Source organism: Nostoc sp. PCC 7524 (assembly GCF_000316645.1).
Classification (GTDB): Bacteria; Cyanobacteriota; Cyanobacteriia; order Cyanobacteriales; family Nostocaceae; genus Trichormus.
The window spans coordinates 2061799-2085375 of sequence record NC_019684.1; the positions used below are offsets into that span (position 1 = coordinate 2061799).

Sequence of the window (23577 nt, forward strand, 5' to 3'; positions counted from 1 at the left end):
ACCTATACTGTTGTAGTGTGACTAATGGAGGTTAATCTGTCTTCAGTCAACAGTCAGAAAATCAACGAATATCTTCCCAAATTTCACTTACGACCTTAAAGTAATTGAGTAAATAAAATGACTATCAATTTTTAGGTTAGTATATGACGTTAAATTTTAGCCGCCGTCAATTTGTCTGGTATGGTTCAGCTACCTTGGCTACCAGCTGGCTATTGAAAGCTTGCAGTAGCAACCAAACGCCAACACCAACAGCTGCTAGTGGCAGCCAAGGGTTTAAAATAGCGATCGCACTCCCTGGAGTCATCAGTGATCAAGCCTGGAATCAGTCTGGTTATGAAGGGGTGAACTTAGCTAAACAAAAGCTAGGTGCAGAAATCGCCTATGTCGAACAAGTCGCCCAAGCTGATCAAACAGAAGCCTTAACAGACTTTGCCCGCAAAGGTTATAATCTCGTATTCGCCCACGGTGGACAATTTGATGCAGCTATCGAACAAGTCGCCCCACAGTTTCCCAATACTTTTTTTGTAGGTGTGAATGGCAATCTCAAAGGTGAAAATATCGCCTCTTTAAGAATAGATCATCTTCAAGGTAGTTATTTGTGTGGCATGATTGGTGCTGCTGTCAGCAAATCAAATAAATTAGCTTATATTGCTGGGCAAGAATTTCCTGCAACTCAAGACGAATTACGGGGATTTGAATTAGGCGCAAAATCCGTTAAACCCAACATTCAAATTGTTTCTACCTTCACGGGTGATTGGAATGATGTTGCTAAAGCCAAAGAAGCCACACTTGCCTTAATTTCTGCTGGTGCAGATGTGATTTATCAATGGTTAGATAGTGCCTCCCCCGCAGTTTTACAAACAGCCAGCGACAAAGGAATTTATGCTTTTGGTAATACTAAGGATCAGTTAGATGTTGCCCCCAAAGCAGTGTTAACCAGTGCCGTAAAACGTCTGGATATAGCAATTGCCTATTTAGCAGAATTAGCCCAAAAACAACAAATTAAGGGAGAAATTTATACAATTGGTTTAGAAAGACCAGATATATTGAGTTTAGGCAAATTTGGGGCAGGAGTCACCGCACCAGTTCAACAAAATGCGCTGAAAGTAAAACAAGAAATTATTGATCAAAAAATTACCTTTGAAAATTGCCAAGACAATGGTAAAAATACTCGTTGTGTGAAAAAAGCAGCAGCCTAAATGTATTTACGTTTAGAAAATATTACCAAACGCTTCGGTTCATTTGTCGCTAACGATAATATTAGCCTCAATGTTGATACTGGTAAAATTCATGCAATTTTAGGTGAAAATGGTGCAGGTAAGACCACTTTAATGAATATTATTAGTGGTCTATATCAACCTGATGCTGGCAAAATTTATCTGCAAGATACACCAGTTAAAATTACTTCACCTAATGAGGCAATTCAACTGGGAATTGGCATGATTCACCAACATTTCATGCTCATACCCCAGTTAACAGTCACTGAAAATATTATTTTAGGTACAGAAAATAGTTGGCGTTTAAATCTGCGCCAAAAACAGCAGGAAATTGCCGCCTTATCCCAAGCATATGGACTAGAAGTTAACCCCCATGCCAAAGTTGCAGATTTACCAGTCGGGACACAACAAAGAGTAGAAATTCTCAAAGTTCTTTATCGTCAAGCGCAACTATTAATTCTCGATGAACCAACCGCAGTTCTCACACCACCGGAAGTAGAATCATTAATTTATATCTTGCGGCAATTAGCTGCTGCTGGAAACACGATTATTTTTATCAGTCATAAGTTGGAAGAAGTAATTCATCTCTGCGATACAGTAACAGTATTACGACGGGGTAAGGTAATAGCAAATACAAATACCCAAGCCGCCACACCGCAGCAGCTAGCAACATTAATGGTAGGGCATGAAATTGCTTTACAAGTTGATAAATCCCCACCATCGCCGGGAGAGGTGATATTGTCGGTGCAGAGTTTGCAAGTTGCAGATGATAGAGGTGTGATGGTTGTGCGTGATGTGTCTTTTCAACTACACGCGGGGGAAATTTTGGGGATTGCGGGTGTGGATGGAAATGGACAACGGGAATTGGCTGACGCAATAACGGGTTTAAGAAAGATAAAAGCGGGGAAAATTGAACTACCAGCAATGAAGAGGATAGGTTACATACCAGAAGATAGGCAAAAGATGGGTTTGGTGTTGCAGTTTAGTATTGCCCAAAACTTAATTTTAAAAGCCTTTAAAAACTTGCCCTTTTGTCGTCGTTGGTTATTGCAACCAGCAGCAATCAAACATCATGCCACAAATGCCATGCAAACATTTGATATCCGGGCGACTGGGGAAGATATTCAGGTAAGTCAGCTTTCGGGAGGCAATCAGCAGAAGGTAGTGTTGGCGCGAGAACTGGCAGGAGAACCAGATTTAATTGTGGCAATGCAACCCACGCGGGGGTTAGATGTGGGGGCAACAGCCGCAGTTCAGGCGCGATTGTTAACAGAACACAATCGCGGTGCGGCAATATTGTATATTTCTACTGAGTTAGAAGAAGTCATCACCATGAGCGATCGCATTGCGGTAATCTACAAAGGTGAATTTGTGGCGATATTAGATGCACACACAGTCACAGTTGAGGAGATTGGTTTATTAATGGCTGGGGGAGCGAAAATTTGTCGGTAAAGGTTCCCATTCCAGATATTGCTCAATACTCATTTTTTGAGGTTGGAGGGTAGCAATCATCGCCAAATGATCACAAATAATCGCGCTAAATTCCTGCTACCAATATTATCTCCCCTAATTGCGATCGCCTTTGCCCTTATCGTCGGTGCAATTCTCATCTCACTGGCAGGGGCAAACCCCATCACCGCCTACACAGCCTTATTTCAAGAATCCCTCTCTACCTACTTCGGCTTTGGTAACACCCTCACCAAAATGACACCACTGTTATTCACCAGTTTAGGGGTGTTGGTAGCATTACGGGCTGGTCAATTTAATATCGGTGGCGAAGGACAAATTTACCTCGGTGCGTTAGGAAGCACTTTAATTGGTTTATATCTGCCAACATTACCTGCAATCATTCATATCCCCTTAGCACTCTGCGCCGGATTTCTGTTTGGCGCGGTGTGGGGTGGAATTCCTGGTTATCTCAAAGCTGTGCGGGGAATTAATGAAGTCATCACCACCTTGCTGCTGAATTACATCGCCATCAATTTAGTTAGTTACTTAGTGCAGAATCCCTTAAAAGCACCAGCCGCCCCTAGCCCTTATTCACCATTAATTGCTAAATCTGCACAATTACCAATTATTTTACCCCAGAGTCTAGCCCATGCCGGAATCTTGCTAAGTTTAATAGCAGCCGGGATATTGTGGGTATTGTTAGTGCGATCGCCTTTAGGATACCAAATTACCGCCGTCGGATTTAACCCCACCACCGCCCGTTACGCCGGCATTTCCGTAGAACGTACCATCATGTTAGTCATGTCCTTAGCTGGTGGTTTAGCAGGGTTAGCCGGTGCCTCAGAAGTCATGGGGTTGAAGTATCGCTTATTTGAACAAGTTTCACCCGGTTACGGCTTCGATGCCATTGCGATCGCCTTTCTCAGTCGTGGTAGTATTGGCGGCGTAATCTTAACTTCCCTGTTTTTCGCTGCCCTTCGCAGTGGTGCCAATGTCATGCAACGCAGCGCCGGAGTTCCTGTCACCGTAGTTTATGCCATTCAAGGTTTAACCGTATTATTCATTGCCATCAGTCTCGCTATCGAAAAAAAAATCAACATCCAAACCCAAAAAGTTTAACCCTCCGCACTCCTCTGCGTTTAAAAATCAGCCTATGTTTTCTGACTACCTGATCGCCAGTTTACGCCTAACTGTACCCCTAGCCTTTGCAGCCCTTGGGGGGATGTACTCAGAACGCTCAGGAGTGCTAAATATTGCCTTAGAAGGGATGATGTTGACTGGTGCTTTTACCAGTGCGCTTGTTACTCTATATACTGGTAATCCCTGGCTAGGTGTAATAGCAGCATTGCTATCTGGTGGTTTAGTGGGTTTACTCCATGCTTTTTTGTGTGTATCTTTATACGTAGATCAATTAGTTTCTGGGTTAGCAATTAATTTAGTAGCGGCTGGCTTCACATCATTTTTGGCGCGGCTAGTGTTCCAAAGTAATAGCACCCAAAGATTACCAGGAATTACAGCTATAGTCATTCCTGGGTTAGCTCAGATTCCCATCTTCGGCCCGTTATTCTTCCAGCAAGATATACTTGTGTATCTATTGCTAGCTGTGGTAGCTGCAAGTATTTATATTTTATTTCATACCAGCTTCGGTCTCACTTTGCGGGCAGTGGGGGAATATCCCCAAGCTGCTGCTACTTCTGGGGTGTCTGTATCAATGGTGCGATATGGCGCTGTCATCCTCAGTGGCTGTCTTGCCAGTTTAGGGGGAGTATATCTAGCCCTAGTACAGATACAATTCTTTAGTGAAGGCATGAGTGCTGGTAAAGGATTTATTGCGATCGCGGCTGTGATCTTTGGCAGATGGCATCCTCTAGGTATTATGTTAGCTTGTTTACTGTTTGGGGCTACGGAAGCTTTGCAGCTACGGATTCAAAGCTTAGGTGTAAATATCCCTTATCAATTTCTGGTCATGTTACCCTATGCGATCGCCTTATTCGCCTTGCTGGGACTCGCTGGTAAATCTATACCCCCAAAAGGTTTAGGGGTTCCTTACCTGCCAGAAAACCACCAAAATAATTAAATTTCATTCTCAAAAAATTATCAAAAGCAACAGCCATGTCCATCTCAAATAAAGTAAAAAGTCTCTCAGAAGGAACTAGAAGCTGTATTGTGAGAAAGGATATTGTTGTTAAAAGTTAACCTCAGATCAACCATACAATGATCGGCAGATTACTAGGCCAGCGTTACCAGGTAGTTGAACTATTAGGCAAAGGCGGATTTGGCCATACTTATATAGCCTTAGATACTCATCGTCCTGGGAACCCGGCCTGCGTCGTCAAACATCTGAAACCCGCAACTAGCGATCCTGAATTTTTGCCAATAGCTAGACGCTTATTTAATAGAGAAGCAGAAACCCTAGAAAAGCTGGGCAATCATGACCAAATACCCCGGCTTTTAGCTTACTTGGAAGAAAATGAAGAATTCTACTTAGTACAGGAATTAATTGCTGGACAGCCACTATCCTCAGAAATGCTACCAGGAGCAAAGTGGAGCGAAGAGCAGGTAACGCAATTATTGCAAGAAATCTTGCCCATTCTAGTCTTTATTCATAGTAACGGGGTTATTCATCGCGATCTCAAGCCCGATAATTTAATCCGTCGTGCTTCGGACAACAAAATAGTTTTGGTTGACTTTGGTGCTGTCAAACAAATCAAAAGCTACTCTCTTATGACCACAGAACAACTCAAAAACGATACGGTTCCTCTGGGAACTCCTGGTTATATGCCGAGTGAGCAGGTACAAGGCAGACCACGCCCCTGTAGCGATATTTATGCTTTAGGAATGATTGCTATCCAATCTGTAACAGGCTTGATTCCTCAGCAGTTAGCAGAAGATCCTGTCACGGGAGAGATATTATGGCAGCATCATGCTCAAATCAGCGAGCAACTGGCAGATTTTTTGAGTAAGATGGTACGTCATTACTTCAAGTACCGCTACCAGTCAGCAACCGACGCACTCAAAGCACTAAACTCGATAACTAATACCAACTCACCAACACCTGTAGCATTGGCGGTCAGTCAAGTAATTAACCACTATTTGGCCAATGGCTATGTCTCTGCCACCAAAATGATGCACTATATGCGAGAATTAGCCAAACCTTGCTACACTCCGCCAGATAATGCAACTATCTTTGGGTTGACTTCACCCCCAATCACAGCCCCAACTACACCATTAGTTGCTGCTGCCAAGAATGCACGGTCAATGACTTCTGCGAATAAATCTATTTCAATCAGCCGTTCCCGTACTAGCTTACGTGCAATTTTTCCATCCTCTCAAAAATCACAATTGCTCAAAGGGGCAGGTGCAGTAATAGCTATATTTACCTTGGGGATAATTTCTGCTAATACCTCACAACAACTCTCCCCAGAGCCATATCAAAATCGTGTTAAGCAAGTGACAAGTCATACAAATGATAGTGAAAAGACAAAAAATTGTCTGATTGTTCTTCGCTCATCCAACTTACGCTCTGTATCTAGACGCACGAAAACAGGCAAAGTTATTAAAGCAGGTACTAGGCTGACAGTTACTGGAAGAGAAGAGAAGGGTTGGATAGAAATTAGTTCTCCAGAGTCTGGTTGGATCTGGAAGGGCCGTACAAAAAACACCTGTCCGAAAAAATAGCTAAATTTATTCTGGTTTTGTCTGCGACGAACGGGTATTCAGGAAAAGGGATTTATACCTTCTGCCTAGCCTGACGGCAACGCTGCCGCGAACTGCCCTCTGCCCTCTGCCTTTCTTTGATAAGACATTCAAATTTCAACTTAGCCATACACCATAACCACTCTCTTCCCTCACCTCTATTCCCTAGCCCTTAGCCTCTATGTGGTATGGCTTTTTTTGCTTTTTTACTTTTGATTTTGCTAAGATGCCTGAATGTTACAAAAGCAACACAACCGGAACATCAAACTCGGATGGTCTTTAGAAGAGCGAGATCCGAAGTTTATCCAATCTCTGATGCCCCTATTGGGCTTTTTCTACCATTATTATTTTCGCGTGCAAACCAGTGGCTGGCATCACATCCCACCCCAGGAAAAAGTTTTAATTGTTGGTTCCCACAATGGCGGACTGGCGGCTCCTGATATGTTGATGATGATGTATGATTGGTTTCGCAGATTTGGGGTGGAGCGACCTGTTTATGGTTTAATGCACCCCAAAGTCTGGCAAGTTACCCCCCAACTAGCGCAAATGGTTGCCAAGACTGGTGCTATCATTGCTCATCCTAAGATGGCTATAGCGGCTTTGCGTTCTGGAGCCAGTGTACTGGTGTATCCGGGTGGAGCAGAAGATGTTTTTCGCCCGCATTCTTTGCGTAATCAAATTTATTTTGCCGGACGGCAAGGATTTATCAAACTAGCATTGCGGGAGAATGTACCGATTGTCCCGGCAATTTCTTATGGGGCGCACGATACCCTGATTGTACTAGCGGATTTATACAAGATGATGCAACGCCTGCATGAGTGGGGAATGCCTTGGTTATTTGATATTGATCCAGAAGTATTTCCCATTTATGTAGGTTGGCCTTGGGGATTAGCTATTGGGCCATTACCCAACATTCCCTTTCCTGTAACTATTCAAACGCGGGTTTGTCCACCGATTATATTTGAACGCTATGGCAGAGATGCAGCGAGCGATCGCCAGTATGTCAATGAATGCTATGAATTAGTTAAAAGTAAAATGCAGCAAGAATTAGACCAACTGGTATTACTTCACCAAAAACATTAATTATTCAATTTTTTAGTGTAGATATTTTCAATACCTACGACGGAAGACAGAGGATAGAAAATTTTCTGAATTATTCTTACTCTGCCTTCTTTTTATATTATTTGCGAATGTTTTAACTGGTCAGAAAGATTAGCTCTTGCTAATACGTTGTGCAAATAGTTCCTTTGCCCGATCTGCTAACTTGCAATTTGTATCTTTTACTTCTTGGAAGAAGTTAGCTAAGTCTCTATCTCCAGACGCATTGGCATCTTGAATATATTGTTCATAAACTGCGGCACCTTCCAGTGAGTGGTACATAACACTAATTAAATCAAAGTGTTCGTTTCTAGTGCCTGTATGACACTCGGCTTTATTCATTACTGTTGCCATCTTGATACTCCTATCTTGTCCATGACATTAATACAAGACTAGGTAATTATTAACTGATTATCCTTCATGCTAAAGATAGAAGAATAGTAATATTACGAATTATCAAATTTTGCACAAAATATAGTCCAAAATTTTCCTAATTCATCCTATTTTTGCGGTTATTCATTACTGTGGAATTAGAAATGAACTAATCAAAACTACCAGACTCAAGCATAAATTCACCAGGAAATCATTCCCTCTGATAGATAGGTAGAACAAACCTTAGCAGTTAGCTTAAATAATGGGTGGAAGCCTGAGAATTTGGCAATTTATAGTGCGGAGCAGTAACAATGGCGCAGCTGCATAATCAACCTTGGACTCAGACATTAGAAGAAATTTTTGATGAGCTTGATGTCTTTGCCAACCAAGGATTGACAGAATCAGAAGTTGAACGCCGTCGCCAACAATATGGCGAAAATCGCTTGCAGGAAACCAAAGGTAAGAGTGCTTGGCAAATCTTCATTGAACAATTCAAAAGTCTGATTATCGCTATATTAGCTGTGGCAGCAGCTCTATCATTTGCCTTCAGCCAATGGATAGAAGGGATTGCTGTCTTAATTGCAATTATTATTAATACTGCTATTGGTTTTTTTACAGAATACAAAGCTATCCGTTCAATGGAGGCGCTACAAAAACTCAGCAGCACCACAACAAAAGTCCGACGTGGGGGTAGAGTACAAGAAATTCCAGCTGAAGAACTTGTGCCAGGAGATATTGTAGTCTTGGACAGTGGTGATGCGATCGCAGCTGATTTACGTCTAGTGGCTGCATCTAATTTGCAAGTCAATGAGTCATCCCTAACAGGGGAATCGGTGCCTGTCGGTAAAAGTTTACAACCTTTAGAATCCGACATCCCCCTAGCAGACCGCAACAATATGCTTTACAAAGGGACGGCATTAACTCGCGGGACTGGGGAAGGGGTAGTAGTAGCGACGGGGATGAACACCGAACTAGGTCACATTTCCGAATTAGCTGCACGCGCCGGACAAGAAGAAAAAACCCCCCTCGAAAAGCGACTCGATGAATTGGGTCAGTGGTTAGTGTGGGTGACAATTGCCATTGTGATTGTCGTGGCTATCTCTGGGATTTTGGTAGGCAGAGATATTTTTGTCATGGTAGAAACTGCGATCGCCTTAGCGGTGGGTGCAGTTCCCGAAGGTTTGCCGATTGTGGCTACAGTCGCCTTAGCGCGGGGAATGTGGCGTATGGCCAAGCGTCATGCCCTGATTAATCAACTTTCCGCCGTGGAAACTCTCGGCGCAACCAGTATCATCTGTACCGACAAAACCGGCACACTCACGGAAAATCAGATGACTATTACCCGACTGATTTTAGATTCTGGCGAAATCCAAATTACCGGGGAAGGTTTACAAACACAAGGTAAGTTTCAACGCCACCATCAACAGCTAAATCCCGCAGAAAATCAAGTTCTGCAAGCAGCATTGGAAATTGGGGTACTATGCAACAATGCCGCTTTGCAACCGGAAGGTTCCAACGAGAGTCGGGTAATTGGCGACCCAATGGAAGTGGCATTGTTAGTTGCAGGTGCTAAAGCTGGCATTCAACGCCAACAGTTACTCTCAAAAATGCCGGAAGTGCGGGAAGAGGCATTTGATCCAGACTTGAAAATGATGGCAACGATACATCAGGTAGATAGTCAATATCGATTTGCAGTTAAAGGCGCACCCGAAGTTGTGCTGCAAGCTTGTACTCGCATCCTTACAGACTCCGACTCTAAACAGATGAGCGAACAGGAGCGCCAACAGTGGCAAGAACGAGGCAATCAACTAGCTCAAAAAGGTTTAAGAATTCTGGCTTTAGCACAAAAAACCACTGCCTCTGAGCAAGCAGACCCCTACGAAGATTTGACTTTGTTAGGCGTTGTCGGCTTATTAGACCCTCCCCGTGAAGAAGTACGTCCAGCTATTAAAGAGTGTCAAGATGCGGGGATACGGGTAATTATGGTGACAGGCGACCAAGCAGTGACAGCCCGCAACATTGCGATCGCTGTCGGTTTAACCGATGATCCCCAGGCGGATGTAGTACAAGGTCAAGACCTAAAAAACCCCGATGAATTATCCCCACAAGCACGCCGCCGCATTGTGCAAGCTTCGATTCTCGCTAGAGTCAGTCCAGAACAAAAACTGAATTTAGTCACTCTGCATCAACGCGCTCAGGCTGTGGTGGCGATGACTGGGGATGGTGTTAACGATGCACCAGCCTTGCGAAAAGCCGATATTGGCGTAGCAATGGGACAACGGGGAACCCAAGTTGCTAAAGAAGCCGCAGACATGGTACTTCAGGATGATGCTTTTGCCTCGATTGTAGCGGCAGTGGAACAGGGACGAGCGATTTTTAACAACATCCGCAAGTTTACAGTTTATCTGCTTTCCGGCAATGTGGGCGAGATTATCCTAGTGGCGGTGGCTTCCCTAATCAATGCACCTTTACCACTGCTGCCATTACAAATTCTCTATATTAATGTCGTCAATGATGCCTTTCCTGCCTTAGCTTTGGGTGTAGGGGAAGGTGAACCAGCTTTGATGAAGCGTTCACCCCGTCCATCGCAGGAATCAATTTTAACTCGCCGTCATTGGTTAGCGATCGCAGGTTATGGTTTAGTGATTGCCGCTACATTGGGTGCTGCCTTTGCGATCGCTTTAACTTGGTTAGGGATGACACAACAGCAAGCCGTCACTGTCACATTTATGACTTTAGGTTTTACCAGATTGTGGCACGTTTTTAATATGCGCGATCGGGACTCTGGTTTACTGCGTAATGAAATTAGCCGCAATCCTTACGTTTGGGGTGCGCTTATCCTGTGTACAGGTTTATTGCTCATCGCCGTTTACGTCCCCTTGCTATCAACTGTCCTACAAACAGCTAACCCAGGCATTAACGGCTGGCTGTTAATTATCGGCATGAGTCTCATACCATTAATCATTGGACAAGGTGTGAAACTCATCAATAGCTACAAAGGCAAGCGAAGAACATCACGCCCAAAACATTAGGGGCTTCCAACTAAAAAAATATCCAATCGCTTTGGTAAGCAGGGGGAGCAGAGGAGCAGAGGAGCAGAGGTGCAGGGGAGGCAGGGGAGGCAGGGGAGGCAGGGGGAGCAGGGGAAGAGAAATCCCATGCCCTATGACCAATCCCCAATACCCAATCCCCAATCCTAGTAATAAATTTTACTACTTACCTATTTACTGCTAATTAACCTAGAGCAAAATAGAATATAAAAAAACACCAAGCAAGCATACTTATGTGGTCTTCAGAGGGCAAAGCAGCTGATACCGGAGCCAGTAGACAGCAACAAATCAACACAGCTTCCAACAATGGAGAGCAGGAATCTGAACGTGAGCAAATATTTCACCTGATTGATAGCCTCCTATCCTTTGAAGCTTGTCTGTACCATCAAATTTTGCCTCTGAGGTTAGAAAACAATCAGCTATTGTTAGGGATGGTACATCCCCAAGAGAGCGGCGCACTAGATTATGTGAATCGTATTATCTCCTATCTCCATTACACGATGGTGACACAGGAAATTGCTGCCGATATCCACCGCACTACCCTTTCAGCCTACCTCAACTATAAAAATACAGCTCACATAGATCAGCAATCAACAGAACTGCTAACAATACCGGGTATTTTAGAACAGAGTCCAAATACCACAGCCAAATTGCCGGATGCTGTACCCACCCGCTCACAAGAGATGCACTCACCAAATACTCAACACTCTTCTGAACAACCAGGAGATGTTTCTGTCAGCCCAACTGCTAAGAATTCTGTTCCACATTCTCACGTTGTTCCAACACACAAACATGAACCAGAAGAGAATGTAGTTTTCAGCGATGTGACTGTTTTACAGGTACAAGTTCCAGATATATCTACCTCTATCGAATCACTTTTACATTTACCACCTAAAAAATTACTAGAAGAACTACTAGGGCGAGTATTAACCGGAGGCATTGGTCGTCTATATTTAGAAAGACAACCCTATCAAGGCAGAATCATCTGGACTGATAATGGAGTGTTGCAGTCCGTATTAGAAAATATCCCCCTCTCACTTTTTCAAGGGGTACTCAACGAATTAAAGCGGTTTGCTGCCTTACCTGTCAGCAGGCTGGCAGAACCAAGACAGATAGAGAAAGAATGCTTATATCAACAAAGTCGTGTGTTATTGCGCGTCCGGGTGATGCCAGGAGTAAACGGCGAAGAGGCTACCCTACAAGTGCTACGAGGGGCAGCTTTAAAATTTTATCAACAGCAACAGTTAGCTCATCTGAGTCGAGATGTCATAGGCATTTCTCAACAACTCAGCTATAAATTACATGAGTTACACCAAAGACTATTGCTAAATCCTAGCCTCAAATCTGAACAATCAGAAGCCATAGTTGCTCTCAATCGCATCGTGGAAAATCTAGACCAACAAATCAAAACCCTGGCAGCAAACCACCAGTTACCAATAGATGGTTAATCCTAGTTCTGTCAGTAAAACCTCTGATTGCGATCTGATCCACAATTGTTATGTTGTAAAGGCAAGCTAGACTATCTGATTGAGATATTCTGGTTAAATTTATTACCAATTTTTTGTAGATTTGACTGTCGGATTGGCTTTGATAAATGTCAAAATAGCTAGCTGAATTTTCTATCCCAAATTTATTATTAGTAGATATTTCATGCAAACTGAGGTTTTTAGTGAAATTTTCCCTTTACTGAGTACAGCCAACCCACAAACCCTAGAATGGCTGTTCAACGTGGCAATTGAACACGAATATCCAGCCGGAAGAGCTGTGTTGATGGAAGATGCCTGGGGTAACGCAGTTTACTTCATAGTTGCTGGCTGGGTGAAAGTCCGACGCACCTGTGGCGAGGAGGCTGTAGCCTTGGCAATTTTGGGTAGGGGTGATTTTTTTGGCGAAATGGCAATTTTAGATGAATCTCCCCGTTCTACAGATGTCATCGCCCTTTCAACCGTAAAATTGCTCAGTATTTCCAGAGAACGGTTTATTCAAATCCTATTTAAAGATCCCCAGTTACATCACCGAATGCTGCAATTAATGGTGCGGCGATTGCGACAGATCAACCAACGCTTACAAATCAGGTCTTCACCACCTGCTGTCAAACTCGCCCATACCCTAGTGAGTTTAGGTGAAAGCTATGGTTATGAGTCGGAAACAGGTAAGGAAATTTTTAACATCCCCTTTAAAGATTTAGCAGAGGTGACAGAAATTGGCATTGAAGAAACAACTAAAATCATGGAAAAACTACATGAGAAAGGCTGGATAAAAATTGACAATACCAACCATATCATTGACCTCATCAACTTCAAACAGTTGATGAATTTGGCAGGTAAAGTCTGATGATCACTAGGTATTAGGATTTGATTTATAAATTAAATCTTAAGTTTTATCTTATGGGTTTGTTAGTATAATACCTGTGTAATTTAATATTTATTTTATTAATGTCCTCAGAGAAAATAGTGTCCTGTTAATAAAAATTAGATCGTTCAGTCTTCAGCCTAGAACCAGGAGCCTTGCTGAGTTTTACCCAGAGTGTCTTCAGGAGATTATCTCTGTTGTATTAACTGGCTTAAGTGTATCCCTGCGTGCTGAGTCAATATTGGTTAACTATTGACTATTGACCATGAACTATTAACTATTAACTATGGACTGACTTTTGACTCCGAACTTATCACTCTTAACTACAGATGACTGAAGCAACAGCACCTCGTATCGATATTGGCGTTCAGGAAACCGTGCCGACGATTCATTACCAGGTGGCAATGCCCCAACCAGAAACGCATCTATTTGATGTGAAGTTACAAATTGTAAACCACACATCATCAATTCTTGACTTAAAAATGCCGGTATGGACACCAGGATCATACTTGGTGCGGGAGTACGCCAAGAATTTACAAGACTTTACTGCTTTTGCAGGCGATAAGCCTTTACCTTGGCGAAAACTTAGTAAAAATCACTGGCAGATAGCCAAAGGTGATGTGTCAGAAGTAACGGTGAGCTACCGCATCTTTGCCAATGAACTATCGGTAAGAACAAATCACTTAGATGCTACCCACGGCTACTTTAATGGAGCAGCACTGTTTTTAAGACTACTGGGGTGCGAGAATCTACCTATTCGTGTTACGGTCATACCACCTCATCCTCAATGGTCGGTAACGACTCCCTTACCGACCATAGGAGAGCAGTCTAATACTTTCTATGCTGCTGATTTTGATACCTTAGTAGATAGTCCCTTTGAGGTTGGTGAACATCAGTTACATCACTTTGAGGTGTTAGGAAAACCTCATGAATTAGCAATTTGGGGACATGGAAATTTTCAAGTACAGCCACTCATTAGGGATATTCAAAAACTGATCCAAGTGGAAGCCCAGATGTTTGGCGGTTTGCCTTACGATCGCTACATCTTTTTGCTACATTTGTTTGCTCAAGCCTATGGGGGTTTGGAGCATAAAAACTCCTGCTCTTTGATTTATCAACGTTTTGGATTTCGCACTCAGGATAAGTATGAACGCTTCTTGCAACTGGTAGCCCATGAGTTCTTTCACTTGTGGAACGTTAAACGCATCCGTCCCAAAGCTTTAGAGGTATTTAATTACGACCAAGAAAGCTACACACCGTCTTTATGGTTCTGTGAGGGAACTACCAGTTACTATGACTTGTTAATTCCTTTGCGGGCAGGAATTTATGATGCTAAGACATACTTAAATTACTGGAGTAAAGAAATTACTAGATTTCTCACCACACCAGGGCGGAAAGTACAATCGTTAGCAGAATCAAGTTTTGATGCTTGGATTAAACTCTATCGCCCAGATGCTAATAGTAATAATTCTCAAATTTCCTATTATTTGAAGGGAGAAATGGTTTCTTTGCTGCTAGATTTGCTCATTAGAGCGCGTCATCGCAATCAGCGTTCCTTAGATGATGTGATGCGGCAAATGTGGCATGAATTTGGACAAGCAGAAATTGGCTACACTCCAGAACAGTTACAAGCAGTGATTGAATCTGTCGCCGGGGTAGATTTAACTGATTTCTGTGAACTTTACATTGATGGCACTGAAGAATTACCCTTTGATCAGTACCTGATACCCTTTGGTTTGCATTTGGTGACAGAGAGGGAAGAAGAACCCTACTTTGGGCTGAAGGTAAACACAGAAAATGGCAGGGAAATGATTAAATTTGTGGAAGCAGGTTCTCCCGCCCAACTAGCAGGAATTGATGCAGGTGATGAGTTGCTGGCGATTGGGGGAATTAAGGTAACAGCCCATCACTTGAGCGATCGCCTCAAAGATTTTCAACCAAATGATAAAATTCAGGTGACAGTTTTCCATCAAGATGAATTGCGTACCCATATTGTCACTTTGGATCAACCACGTCCTACTAAATATCAAGTCGTACCAGTCAAGAATCCTGATCCTGCTCAACAAGACAATTTTGCTGGGTGGCTAGGTTTTCCTATATCCACTGTTTGTTGAGCCAATTAACATCTCTTTTGATATCTGTAATAAAGTCAGCCTTTAAATTCATGGGAGGCTGACTTTATTTTTAACTTGTCATTTAGAAAAATAAATGTCAAAAATGTATGTAAATTCTGCAAGTTTAGGAAAAGTCAGGAAAGTACAATGGCAAACTTTGAAATTATTGAAAGAGAGAGCTTACGGTTAGTCAAAATAACTTTACAAAACGAAACGGTACGCACTGAGTCTGGTGCAATGTACTATATACGTGGCAATGTGACAATGCAATCTAAAGCCCCATCAGCAGGGGGATTTTTAAAATCTCTAGCTACAGGAGAAAATATTTTTCGTCCTACTTATACAGGTAGCGGCGAATTATATTTAGAACCATCTTTATCTGGTTATCACATTTTAGAATTAGATGGTGATGAATGGATTTTAGATAGTGGTGCTTATTGGGCAAGTGATGGCAGTATTGAAGTGGGAATTGAGCGAAATAAATTCATATCTGGCTTAATTGGTGGCGAAGGTTTGTTTCAAACCAAAGTTAAAGGTAGAGGCAAAGTTGTCATGGTAGCGCAAGGGCCTGTAGAGGTGGTGCATTTGCGAAACGACAGATTAGTAGTGGATGGTAACTTTGCGATCGCTCGGACAACTACCTTAAATTATCGCGTTGAAAAAGCTACCAAATCTCTGTTAGGTTCTATGACCTCTGGTGAATTTTTAGTTAATACTTTTGAAGGAACTGGTACTGTGTTGCTGGCTCCCGTACCTTATTGGCAAGTGATGATGTTACGCCAAATCACAGCAGCAATACCCAAAACGTCTAGTTAGTAAGTATCAATACTGACTTAAAATTGCTGAAGGTGTAAGTAAGTTATCGACACAGCAACAAAACCGCTATTCTAAGCAATAATACTCAGCAAATATCATAGCGGCAATGACTCATCACATCTTAAAAGCCACAAAATCAACTGTGCATCTAGGAGGTTTCTCTCACCTATTAGAACCTGCACTGACTATTGATTCTGGTGACACCATTGACGTAGAAACATACACTGGTTATTACATTTACGACAAAGCACCACCAGAGTTTCTCACGCCAGAATTTGTGGATATCTGCCAAAACCTAGCACCAGAACGAAAAATTGCCGCAGGCCCTCATTTACTCACAGGGCCAATTTACGTACAGAATGCAGCACCAGGGGATGTTTTAGAAGTAAAATTAGAAGCGATCGCACCTCGTTTGCCAGTAGGTTTCAATGCCATTCGTTCAGGTTGGGGAGCCTTACCGCAGCACTTTACTCAACCAGCTTTGCGCTTTATTCCCTTAGATTTAGTTAATAACACCGCCGAATTTCCCAGCCATAGCGGGATTAAAATCCCACTCAAACCTTTTTTTGGCATCCTTGGTGTCGCTACTCCAGAAGATGGGCGCTCTTCTATTCCCCCTGGCTGTTACGGTGGTAATATTGATAACCGCGAACTACAAGCAGGTTCTCGTGTATTTTTACCTGTTTTCGTTCCTGGTGCCTTGTTTTCCATTGGTGATGGACATTCAGCCCAGGGAGACGGCGAAGTAAACGTGACTGCTATTGAAACCTCCATGAACGGCCGCATCCAAATTACACTCCGCAAAGATCTGCAACTAACAACACCCATCGCGGAAACACCGACTGATATTATCACTATGGGATTTGCTGCCACTTTAGATGCAGCCTTAGAATTAGCTCTCAAAAATATGATTGATTTTTTAGAGCGTTTTGTAAATTTGACTCCAGAAGATGCCTACGTTTTGTGTAGTTTAGCTGTCAATTTTCGCATCACTCAAGTTGTCAATAGTCCATGCAAAGGTGTTCATGGACTGTTACCCAAAGCAATTTTGTCACCTAAAATCAGTTTATAGTTCACCACAAAATTTACAGTTTTCCATGTCTAATTTACTCATTCAACTGTTGCTGATTGGTTTAGTAGCTGGTGTTGCTGGTGGGATGTTTGGCATCGGTGGCGGCGCGATTATGGTACCGGCGATGGTGTTGTTATTAGGGTTAGATCAAAAATTTGCTACTGGTACTTCCATTGCTGCCCAAATTTTACCAATTGGACTTTTAGGCGCAGCAGTTTATTATCGTGAGGGCAAAATTGATATTAAATATGCTGCAATCATTGCTCTCGGTTTATTAATTGGGAATCTGTTTGGAGCATTATTTGCTAATCAACCATTTATTACCAGTGCAACCATGAAAAAGCTATATGGCATATTTTTATTACTCATTGGTTTACGATATTTGGTAGGGCGTTAGGGACTGGGGATTGGGGATTGGGGATTAGGGATTGGGGACTGGGGATTGGGGACTGGGCATGGGATTTCTCTCCCCCTGTCTCCCCTGCCTCCCCTGCACCTCTGCCCCTTTACTGCACTCGCTGGCTAGGAAAAGCACCGGGACGTACAGCTAAATTGAGATTCTGCCCGTTGCGTCTTAATTCTAATTGCAATTGTCCACCAACTTGAGCATTTTCTACTGCCCTTTGAACGCTGGTAGCATCTGAGACTGATTGGCCATTGAGTCTTTGAATGACATCCCCAGCACGTAACCCCGCTTTTGCAGCTGGGGAATTGGGGACGACTCTCACAATTAAAACACCCTTGTCTTCATTCACAGTCAAACCGCTATTGGGGTCTGAGTTAATATTCTGCTTGATTTGAGGCGTTAAACCTACCATCTGAATACCCAAGTAAGGGTGCTGAACTTTGCCTGTAGCTATCAGTTGGTTAGAAATGCGTTGTACTGTTTTGATGGGAATGGCAAAGCCTAAGCCTTGTGCGCCTCTGATGATGGCTGTATTCATCCCGATGACTTCACCACGGGAATTCAGTAAGGGGCCGCCGGAGTTACCAGGATTGATAGCTGCGTCAGTTTGAATATATTCAACGCGCCTATCAGGTGCGCCAATTTGATTGCTGGAGCGCCCAGTAGCACTGATGATACCTGTGGTAACTGTATTATCTAAACCTAAAGGATTACCGATCGCGATCGCCCATTCTCCTGGTTGCAGTGTATCAGAATTACCCAATGCGACTGTCGGCAAATTATCAGCCTGAATCTTGACAACTGCCACATCTGTTAATGGGTCTTTTCCTAACACCTTACCTTGGAAGTTACGCCCATCTTTGAGTATGACTCTTACTGTATCTGTACCATCAACGACATGAGCATTAGTGAGAATGCTACCATCACGACTGATAATAAAACCAGAACCAGTACCCTGTTGTACCCTCTCTTGTGGTAGTTGTGAGCCAAAGAAGCGACGGAAAAACGGATCATTAAACGCATCGGGTAAAGCAGTTCTGACCGTGCGAGAAGCTTCAATTCGCACTACAGCTGGGCCGACTTTCTGCACCACTTGGGTAACGAAGTTAGCATCTGTAGCCTTGGGCAAAGGAGGCGCTGCATCTACTCGACTCACAGCCAAGTTAGATGCACTCTTCGTCAGTTGCTGGTTGCCAGCTAAATAACCACCTGCCAAAGTCATACCTGAGCCTAGCAGCACTAGCGATAAAGAAGCAGCTGCTCTTTTCCAAGGTGCATGATTATGGAGTTTACTATGAGCAGAAATATTATTTAATGGTTGTGATTCATCGTGTATTTGGTTTTGCATAGCTTTCTGCCAGGATATCTATGTATTTATATGTATTACTCATCTTAGATATCGTTTATGACAGTTTTGTTTCATTACTGTTGCAGGCTTATGAAAAATTTAGGCAATAGTCATTAGGCAATAGGCAATAGGCAATAGTTATTCTCCTCTGCTCCCCAGTTCCCAATCCCCAGTCCCCAATCCCCAATCCCCACTTGTCAATTCCACCAATAGTCTGCAATTATCATATATACACCCATATTTATATCGGTTAACCGTAGTTTTATCAGGAGATTGTGGGATGAGAATGTGGCAGCGACCTTTACAGCAATTACAGTTAATTGCTAGGCAGAGAATATATCCTTTGAGTTTGAAATCCTTAAAAGGCTTTGTGTCACTGATGTTAGTAGGGGCAATATTGAGTATCACCCTTGCTGCCTGTTCTGGAGGTAATCAAACAAACACCACTGGCGAAGCTCCTACAGCCAACCCTGTTGCTGCCAACAAGCCCAATGTAGAACTCACCCTAGTTTCCTTTGCTGTCACCAAAGCAGCTCATGAAGCGATTATTCCTAAATTTATCGAAAAATGGAAGCAAGAACATAACCAAACTGTCAGATTTAGACAAAGCTATGGTGGCTCTGGTTCGCAAACTCGTGCTGTGGTTGATGGGTTAGAAGCAGATGTAGTTCACTTAGCACTGGCACTAGACACTCAAAAGATTGAGAAAGCTGGATTAATTGCTCCAGGATGGGAAAAAGAAGTACCCAATAACGGTATAGTATCTAAGTCTGTAGCCGCAATCATTACTCGCCCAGGCAATCCCAAAGGCATCAAAGACTGGGCAGATTTAGCTAAAGATGATGTTACAGTAATTACTGCTGACCCTAGAACTTCTGGTGTGGCGCGTTGGAATTTCCTTGCACTGTGGAATGCAGGGATGAAGACAGGCGGTGATGAGGCTAAAGCCAAAGAATTTGTCACTAAAGTATATAGTAATGTCCCAATTCTCACTAGGGATGCCAGGGAAGCGACAGACGCATTTGCTAAACAAGGACAAGGGGATGCTTTAATCAACTACGAAAACGAAGTGATCTTGGCACAACAAAAAGGTGAGAAACTAGACTACGTTATTCCCGAAGTCAATGTTTCTATTGATAATCCCATTGCTGTCGTTGATAAGAATGTTGATAAACACGGTAACAGAGAAGTAGCCGAAGCCTTTGTCAAATTCCTCTATACGCCAGAAGCACAACAAGAGTTTGTCAAAGTAGGATTTCGACCAGTAGATGAGACAGTATCTCAAACCAAAGAAGTAAAAGATAAGTTTCCCACAGTAAAAACTCTGGGTACTGCTCAAGATTTCGGTGGTTGGCAAGCCATTGACCAGAAGTTTTTCACCGATGGCGGTGTATTTGCTCAAATTCAAGCAAGTATAAAAAGATAGGGATTGGGGATTGGGGACTGGGGACTGGGGACTGGGAATTGATGGTATGGCAGGCATTGGCTATATAATATACTCCCTCATCCTCCACCCTACGGTAGGCTTACGCCGTCGTAAGAGAAGCAAGCTACATCCCCCTCATCCCCCTCATACCCTTACACCCTTACACCCTTAAATTGTCTATGACGTTATCTCCTTCTGCTGACATTGACCGTAACACCCCTGCTTGGAAGACATTTTTCCGTCCGTTGATTCAACTTCCCTGGACATGGCGGATTACCTTGGGATATTTAACAGTGATGTTATTTCTCCCGATGGCGGCCATGTTTCTCAAAGCTAGTACAGAACCGCCGGCTAGATTTTGGGAAATTGCTACCAGTGATATTGCTTTGGCAACCTATAATGTGACTTTTGTTACTTCTTTGCTGGCTGCCTTACTAAATGGCATCTTTGGGACTCTGGTGGCTTGGGTGTTGGTGCGGTACGATTTTCCCCTCAAGAGAATAGTTGATGCTACTGTTGATTTACCCTTTGCATTACCGACTGCGGTAGCAGGTTTAACACTGGCAACGGTTTACAGCGATAATGGCTGGATTGGTTCTCTACTTGCGCCAATGGGGATTAAAGTTTCATTCACTCGCTTGGGTGTTTGGGTAGCGATGGTATTTATCTCGTTACCTTTTGTTGTTAGAACTGTGCAGCCTGTGTTGCAAGAAATGGAAATTGAAATTGAAGAGGCTGCTTGGTCATTAGGTGCTTCACAGTGGCAAACTTTTTGGAAAGTGATCCTACCACCCTTGTTACCTTCAATTTTGACAGGTGTGGCTTTGGGTTTTTCCCGTGCAGTTGGGGAATATGGCTCGACTGTGATTATTGCTTCCAATACACCATTCCAAGATTTGATTGCGCCTGTGTTGATTTTTCAAAGGTTAGAACAGTATGACTATTCCGGTGCAACTGTCATTGGTGTGGTGTTATTGCTAATTTCTTTAGTGATGTTGTTAGGGATTAATTTATTACAAGCTTGGGCCAGAAGATATGACAACAAATAAGGAGTCTCAGATTAGTCCATCAAATCCCAAACAAAAAAAGAGTTGGGTTCCTACCATTTTAATTGGGATTGCGATCGCCTATTTAGCCCTAGTGCAATATATACCAGCAATTAACGTTTTTGTCCAAGCTTTCAGTAAGGGAGTAGGGCCATTTTTCGAGAACCTCAGCCGCACTGACTTTATTTATGCTGCCCAATTAACCCTTGTACTGGCATTAATTGCTGTACCTTTAAATACAGTATTTGGTTTGTGTGCCGCCTGGGCGATCGCTCGTCATAAATTCCCCGGACGTGCTTTAGTATTAAGTATTATTGATCTACCTTTTTCTATTTCCCCTGTAGTTGCTGGCTTGATGCTGGTGCTACTCTATGGAAGGCAAGGATGGTTTGGCCCGTTTCTAGAAGGGTATGATATTAAAATTATCTTTGGCTTACCGGGGATGGTATTGGCTACAGCCTTCGTCAGTATGCCTTTTGTGGCGCGGGAAGTGATTCCTATTTTAGAAGAGTTCGGTAGCGACCAAGAAGAAGCTGCTAGAACTCTGGGAGCTAATGATTGGCAAATATTTTGGCGTGTCACCCTACCCAGTATTCGTTGGGGTTTACTCTACGGTTTAATTTTGACTAATGCCAGGGCAATGGGTGAATTTGGCGCAGTTTCCGTTGTCTCAGGTAACATTGCTAATATTACCCAAAGTTTACCCTTGTTTGTAGAAGAAGCTTACAAACAATATGAAACAGAAGCGGCATTTTCTGCGGCTGTACTGTTAGCATTACTTGCCGTCGTCACTTTGGTACTTAAGGAGATTGTGGAACGGAAAACGAAAATTAAAGATGTGGAATAAATTAGGGATTGGGGATTAGGGATTAGGTATTTGGATGGCCATATGGCTGAGTGAATTTTTGGGAATTTATGCCGAAAGGCATCGAACCTTCTCTATAGTGGGGAAGGTTTTTTAATGTTGGCGCGATCGCCTATACTAAAATACGGTTCAATTCAGGATTATTGGTGTAGGAAATTAGTGTTTACAGACGCGATCAATAGCGTCTCTACAATATAATCATGATGCAAGATAGACTTCTCAAACAATGAACGGGCATTTAAGCACAAATGGTAGTAGTCTGATTCAGGCGATACACACGGCTGTCAAAGGTAGAGTTAGATTCAAAGTCAGTGGACTGCATCTTTCACACTCTTGCAAAAACTATATAGAATGGCGATTGTCACAGGAGAAAAATATTCTCCAATATAGTGCTAATCATTTAACGGGCAATGTGCTGGTGATTTTTGATCCAGATTATAGCTTGAGTGCGATCGCCTCTCTTCTGCAAAATATTGTTTTAGATTACAGACAAGAAATTGCCCAACAATCTGTCAGCATAGTCCCAACACCCATACAGCTGACAGCTATACCCATACAACCACAATTAGAGCAACTTAACAGTCAATTGATTGTAGGTTCTGCCGTGGCGACTGTCTTAGTCTTGAGCAGTGGATTAGTGTACAAAAATGGCTTTGATGAAAGCATTTTATTAGGAATCCAAAAGCTGCATACTCCCCTGCTTGATACCATCATGAAGGGTATAACTGCTTTAGGTGAACCGCTAGTTTTTGGATCAATTTGTTCTGCACTAGGCATTAATCTCTGGTACAATCAACGCCGCCGGGAAGCCACTACCCTAGGGATGGCAACAGTGGGAGCAGTAGGTTTAAATTTATTGTTCAAAGAACTGTTTAGAAGAGCGCGTCCTGCACTTTGGGATTATATTGTTAACGCAGTTCACTACAGTTTTCCTAGTGGTCATGCGATGGTTTCCACCGCGATTTATGGATGTATTGGCTATATTTTGGCAAAAGAATTTCCGCAATGGCGTAAGCAGATTTTAGGTTCAATCACTGTTTTAATTTGGGCAATAGGTTTGAGTCGGTTGTATTTGGGTGTACATTGGCCTACCGATGTTTTAGCTGGTTATGCCGCAGGTATTTTGTGGTTAATTGCTTGTATTCTCTATCTGGAATGGAAGCAAAAATATACTTTTTCAGGTAATTTCCAGAAGATTTTACCCGAATTAAATTAAAGCAGTCGCCATATAGATTAGGACATCAAGCAAT

The 23577-nt window shown here is 42.8% G+C and carries 19 protein-coding genes; 17 read left to right on the top strand and 2 right to left on the bottom strand.

The window, feature by feature from the left end:
* Window positions 1-143: 143 nt before the first annotated feature.
* The 6 genes from NOS7524_RS08170 to NOS7524_RS08195 all read left to right on the top strand — a co-directional run bounded on the left by NOS7524_RS08170 (window position 144) and on the right by NOS7524_RS08195 (window position 7445).
* On the top strand, window positions 144-1199 hold the full coding sequence (locus NOS7524_RS08170) for a BMP family protein (protein WP_015138015.1): 1056 nt from the start codon (window positions 144-146) through the stop codon (window positions 1197-1199).
* Entirely contained in the window at window positions 1200-2669 is a 1470-nt protein-coding gene (locus tag NOS7524_RS08175; RefSeq protein ID WP_015138016.1) for an ABC transporter ATP-binding protein, read from the top strand.
* Window positions 2670-2735: 66 nt separating this feature from the next.
* Window positions 2736-3785 carry an ABC transporter permease gene (locus NOS7524_RS08180; RefSeq protein ID WP_015138017.1) on the top strand — a complete coding sequence of 350 codons (1050 nt, stop codon included), beginning with the start codon at window positions 2736-2738 and terminating at the stop codon, window positions 3783-3785.
* 34 nt (window positions 3786-3819) lie between these two features.
* Complete coding sequence (locus NOS7524_RS08185) at window positions 3820-4743, top strand: ABC transporter permease (RefSeq protein ID WP_015138018.1); 924 nt, start codon at window positions 3820-3822, stop codon at window positions 4741-4743.
* 137 nt (window positions 4744-4880) lie between these two features.
* On the top strand, window positions 4881-6344 hold the full coding sequence (locus tag NOS7524_RS08190; RefSeq protein WP_015138019.1) for a serine/threonine-protein kinase: 1464 nt from the start codon (window positions 4881-4883) through the stop codon (window positions 6342-6344).
* Window positions 6345-6596: 252 nt separating this feature from the next.
* The gene (locus NOS7524_RS08195; protein ID WP_015138020.1) at window positions 6597-7445 is read left to right on the top strand and encodes a lysophospholipid acyltransferase family protein; all 849 of its coding nucleotides are present in this window, start codon (window positions 6597-6599) and stop codon (window positions 7443-7445) included.
* A 129-nt stretch (window positions 7446-7574) separates the two neighbouring features.
* Here the strand turns inward: NOS7524_RS08195 and NOS7524_RS08200 are convergent, their stop codons facing one another.
* Entirely contained in the window at window positions 7575-7814 is a 240-nt protein-coding gene (locus tag NOS7524_RS08200) for a hypothetical protein (protein ID WP_015138021.1), read from the bottom strand.
* 329 nt (window positions 7815-8143) lie between these two features.
* Here NOS7524_RS08200 and NOS7524_RS08205 point away from each other — a divergent pair, with 329 nt between their 5' ends.
* The 7 genes from NOS7524_RS08205 to NOS7524_RS08235 all read left to right on the top strand — a co-directional run bounded on the left by NOS7524_RS08205 (window position 8144) and on the right by NOS7524_RS08235 (window position 17633).
* Window positions 8144-10864, top strand: coding sequence for a cation-translocating P-type ATPase (locus tag NOS7524_RS08205; protein WP_015138022.1), 2721 nt, complete (start codon window positions 8144-8146; stop codon window positions 10862-10864).
* A 251-nt stretch (window positions 10865-11115) separates the two neighbouring features.
* Window positions 11116-12330 (top strand): type II secretory pathway, ATPase PulE/Tfp pilus assembly pathway, ATPase PilB, encoded by a 1215-nt coding sequence (locus NOS7524_RS08210; RefSeq protein WP_015138023.1) that lies wholly within the window; start codon window positions 11116-11118, stop codon window positions 12328-12330.
* 202 nt (window positions 12331-12532) lie between these two features.
* Window positions 12533-13216 (top strand): Crp/Fnr family transcriptional regulator, encoded by a 684-nt coding sequence (locus NOS7524_RS08215; protein ID WP_015138024.1) that lies wholly within the window; start codon window positions 12533-12535, stop codon window positions 13214-13216.
* Window positions 13217-13563: 347 nt separating this feature from the next.
* Window positions 13564-15348, top strand: a complete 1785-nt coding sequence (locus NOS7524_RS08220) for a M61 family metallopeptidase (RefSeq protein ID WP_015138025.1) — start codon at window positions 13564-13566, stop codon at window positions 15346-15348.
* 147 nt (window positions 15349-15495) lie between these two features.
* Window positions 15496-16164, top strand: a complete 669-nt coding sequence (locus NOS7524_RS08225) for an AIM24 family protein (protein ID WP_015138026.1) — start codon at window positions 15496-15498, stop codon at window positions 16162-16164.
* 106 nt (window positions 16165-16270) lie between these two features.
* Window positions 16271-17236 carry an acetamidase/formamidase family protein gene (locus NOS7524_RS08230; protein ID WP_015138027.1) on the top strand — a complete coding sequence of 322 codons (966 nt, stop codon included), beginning with the start codon at window positions 16271-16273 and terminating at the stop codon, window positions 17234-17236.
* Between the two features lie 25 nt (window positions 17237-17261).
* Complete coding sequence (locus NOS7524_RS08235; protein ID WP_015138028.1) at window positions 17262-17633, top strand: sulfite exporter TauE/SafE family protein; 372 nt, start codon at window positions 17262-17264, stop codon at window positions 17631-17633.
* Between the two features lie 109 nt (window positions 17634-17742).
* Here NOS7524_RS08235 and NOS7524_RS08240 read toward each other — a convergent pair whose 3' ends face one another.
* Entirely contained in the window at window positions 17743-18990 is a 1248-nt protein-coding gene (locus NOS7524_RS08240) for an HhoA/HhoB/HtrA family serine endopeptidase (protein ID WP_015138029.1), read from the bottom strand.
* A gap of 280 nt (window positions 18991-19270) precedes the next feature.
* Here NOS7524_RS08240 and NOS7524_RS08245 point away from each other — a divergent pair, with 280 nt between their 5' ends.
* The 4 genes from NOS7524_RS08245 (at window position 19271) to NOS7524_RS08260 (ending at window position 23543) form a co-directional block, all read left to right on the top strand.
* The gene (locus NOS7524_RS08245) at window positions 19271-20416 is read left to right on the top strand and encodes a sulfate ABC transporter substrate-binding protein (protein WP_015138031.1); all 1146 of its coding nucleotides are present in this window, start codon (window positions 19271-19273) and stop codon (window positions 20414-20416) included.
* A gap of 179 nt (window positions 20417-20595) precedes the next feature.
* Window positions 20596-21465, top strand: coding sequence for a sulfate ABC transporter permease subunit CysT (gene cysT / locus NOS7524_RS08250; RefSeq protein WP_015138032.1), 870 nt, complete (start codon window positions 20596-20598; stop codon window positions 21463-21465).
* Window positions 21452-22309 carry a sulfate ABC transporter permease subunit CysW gene (cysW, locus tag NOS7524_RS08255; RefSeq protein ID WP_015138033.1) on the top strand — a complete coding sequence of 286 codons (858 nt, stop codon included), beginning with the start codon at window positions 21452-21454 and terminating at the stop codon, window positions 22307-22309. The genes cysT and cysW overlap by 14 nt, the downstream gene beginning before the upstream one ends.
* 244 nt (window positions 22310-22553) lie before the next feature.
* Window positions 22554-23543 carry a phosphatase PAP2 family protein gene (locus NOS7524_RS08260; protein WP_015138034.1) on the top strand — a complete coding sequence of 330 codons (990 nt, stop codon included), beginning with the start codon at window positions 22554-22556 and terminating at the stop codon, window positions 23541-23543.
* Window positions 23544-23577 lie beyond the last annotated feature (34 nt).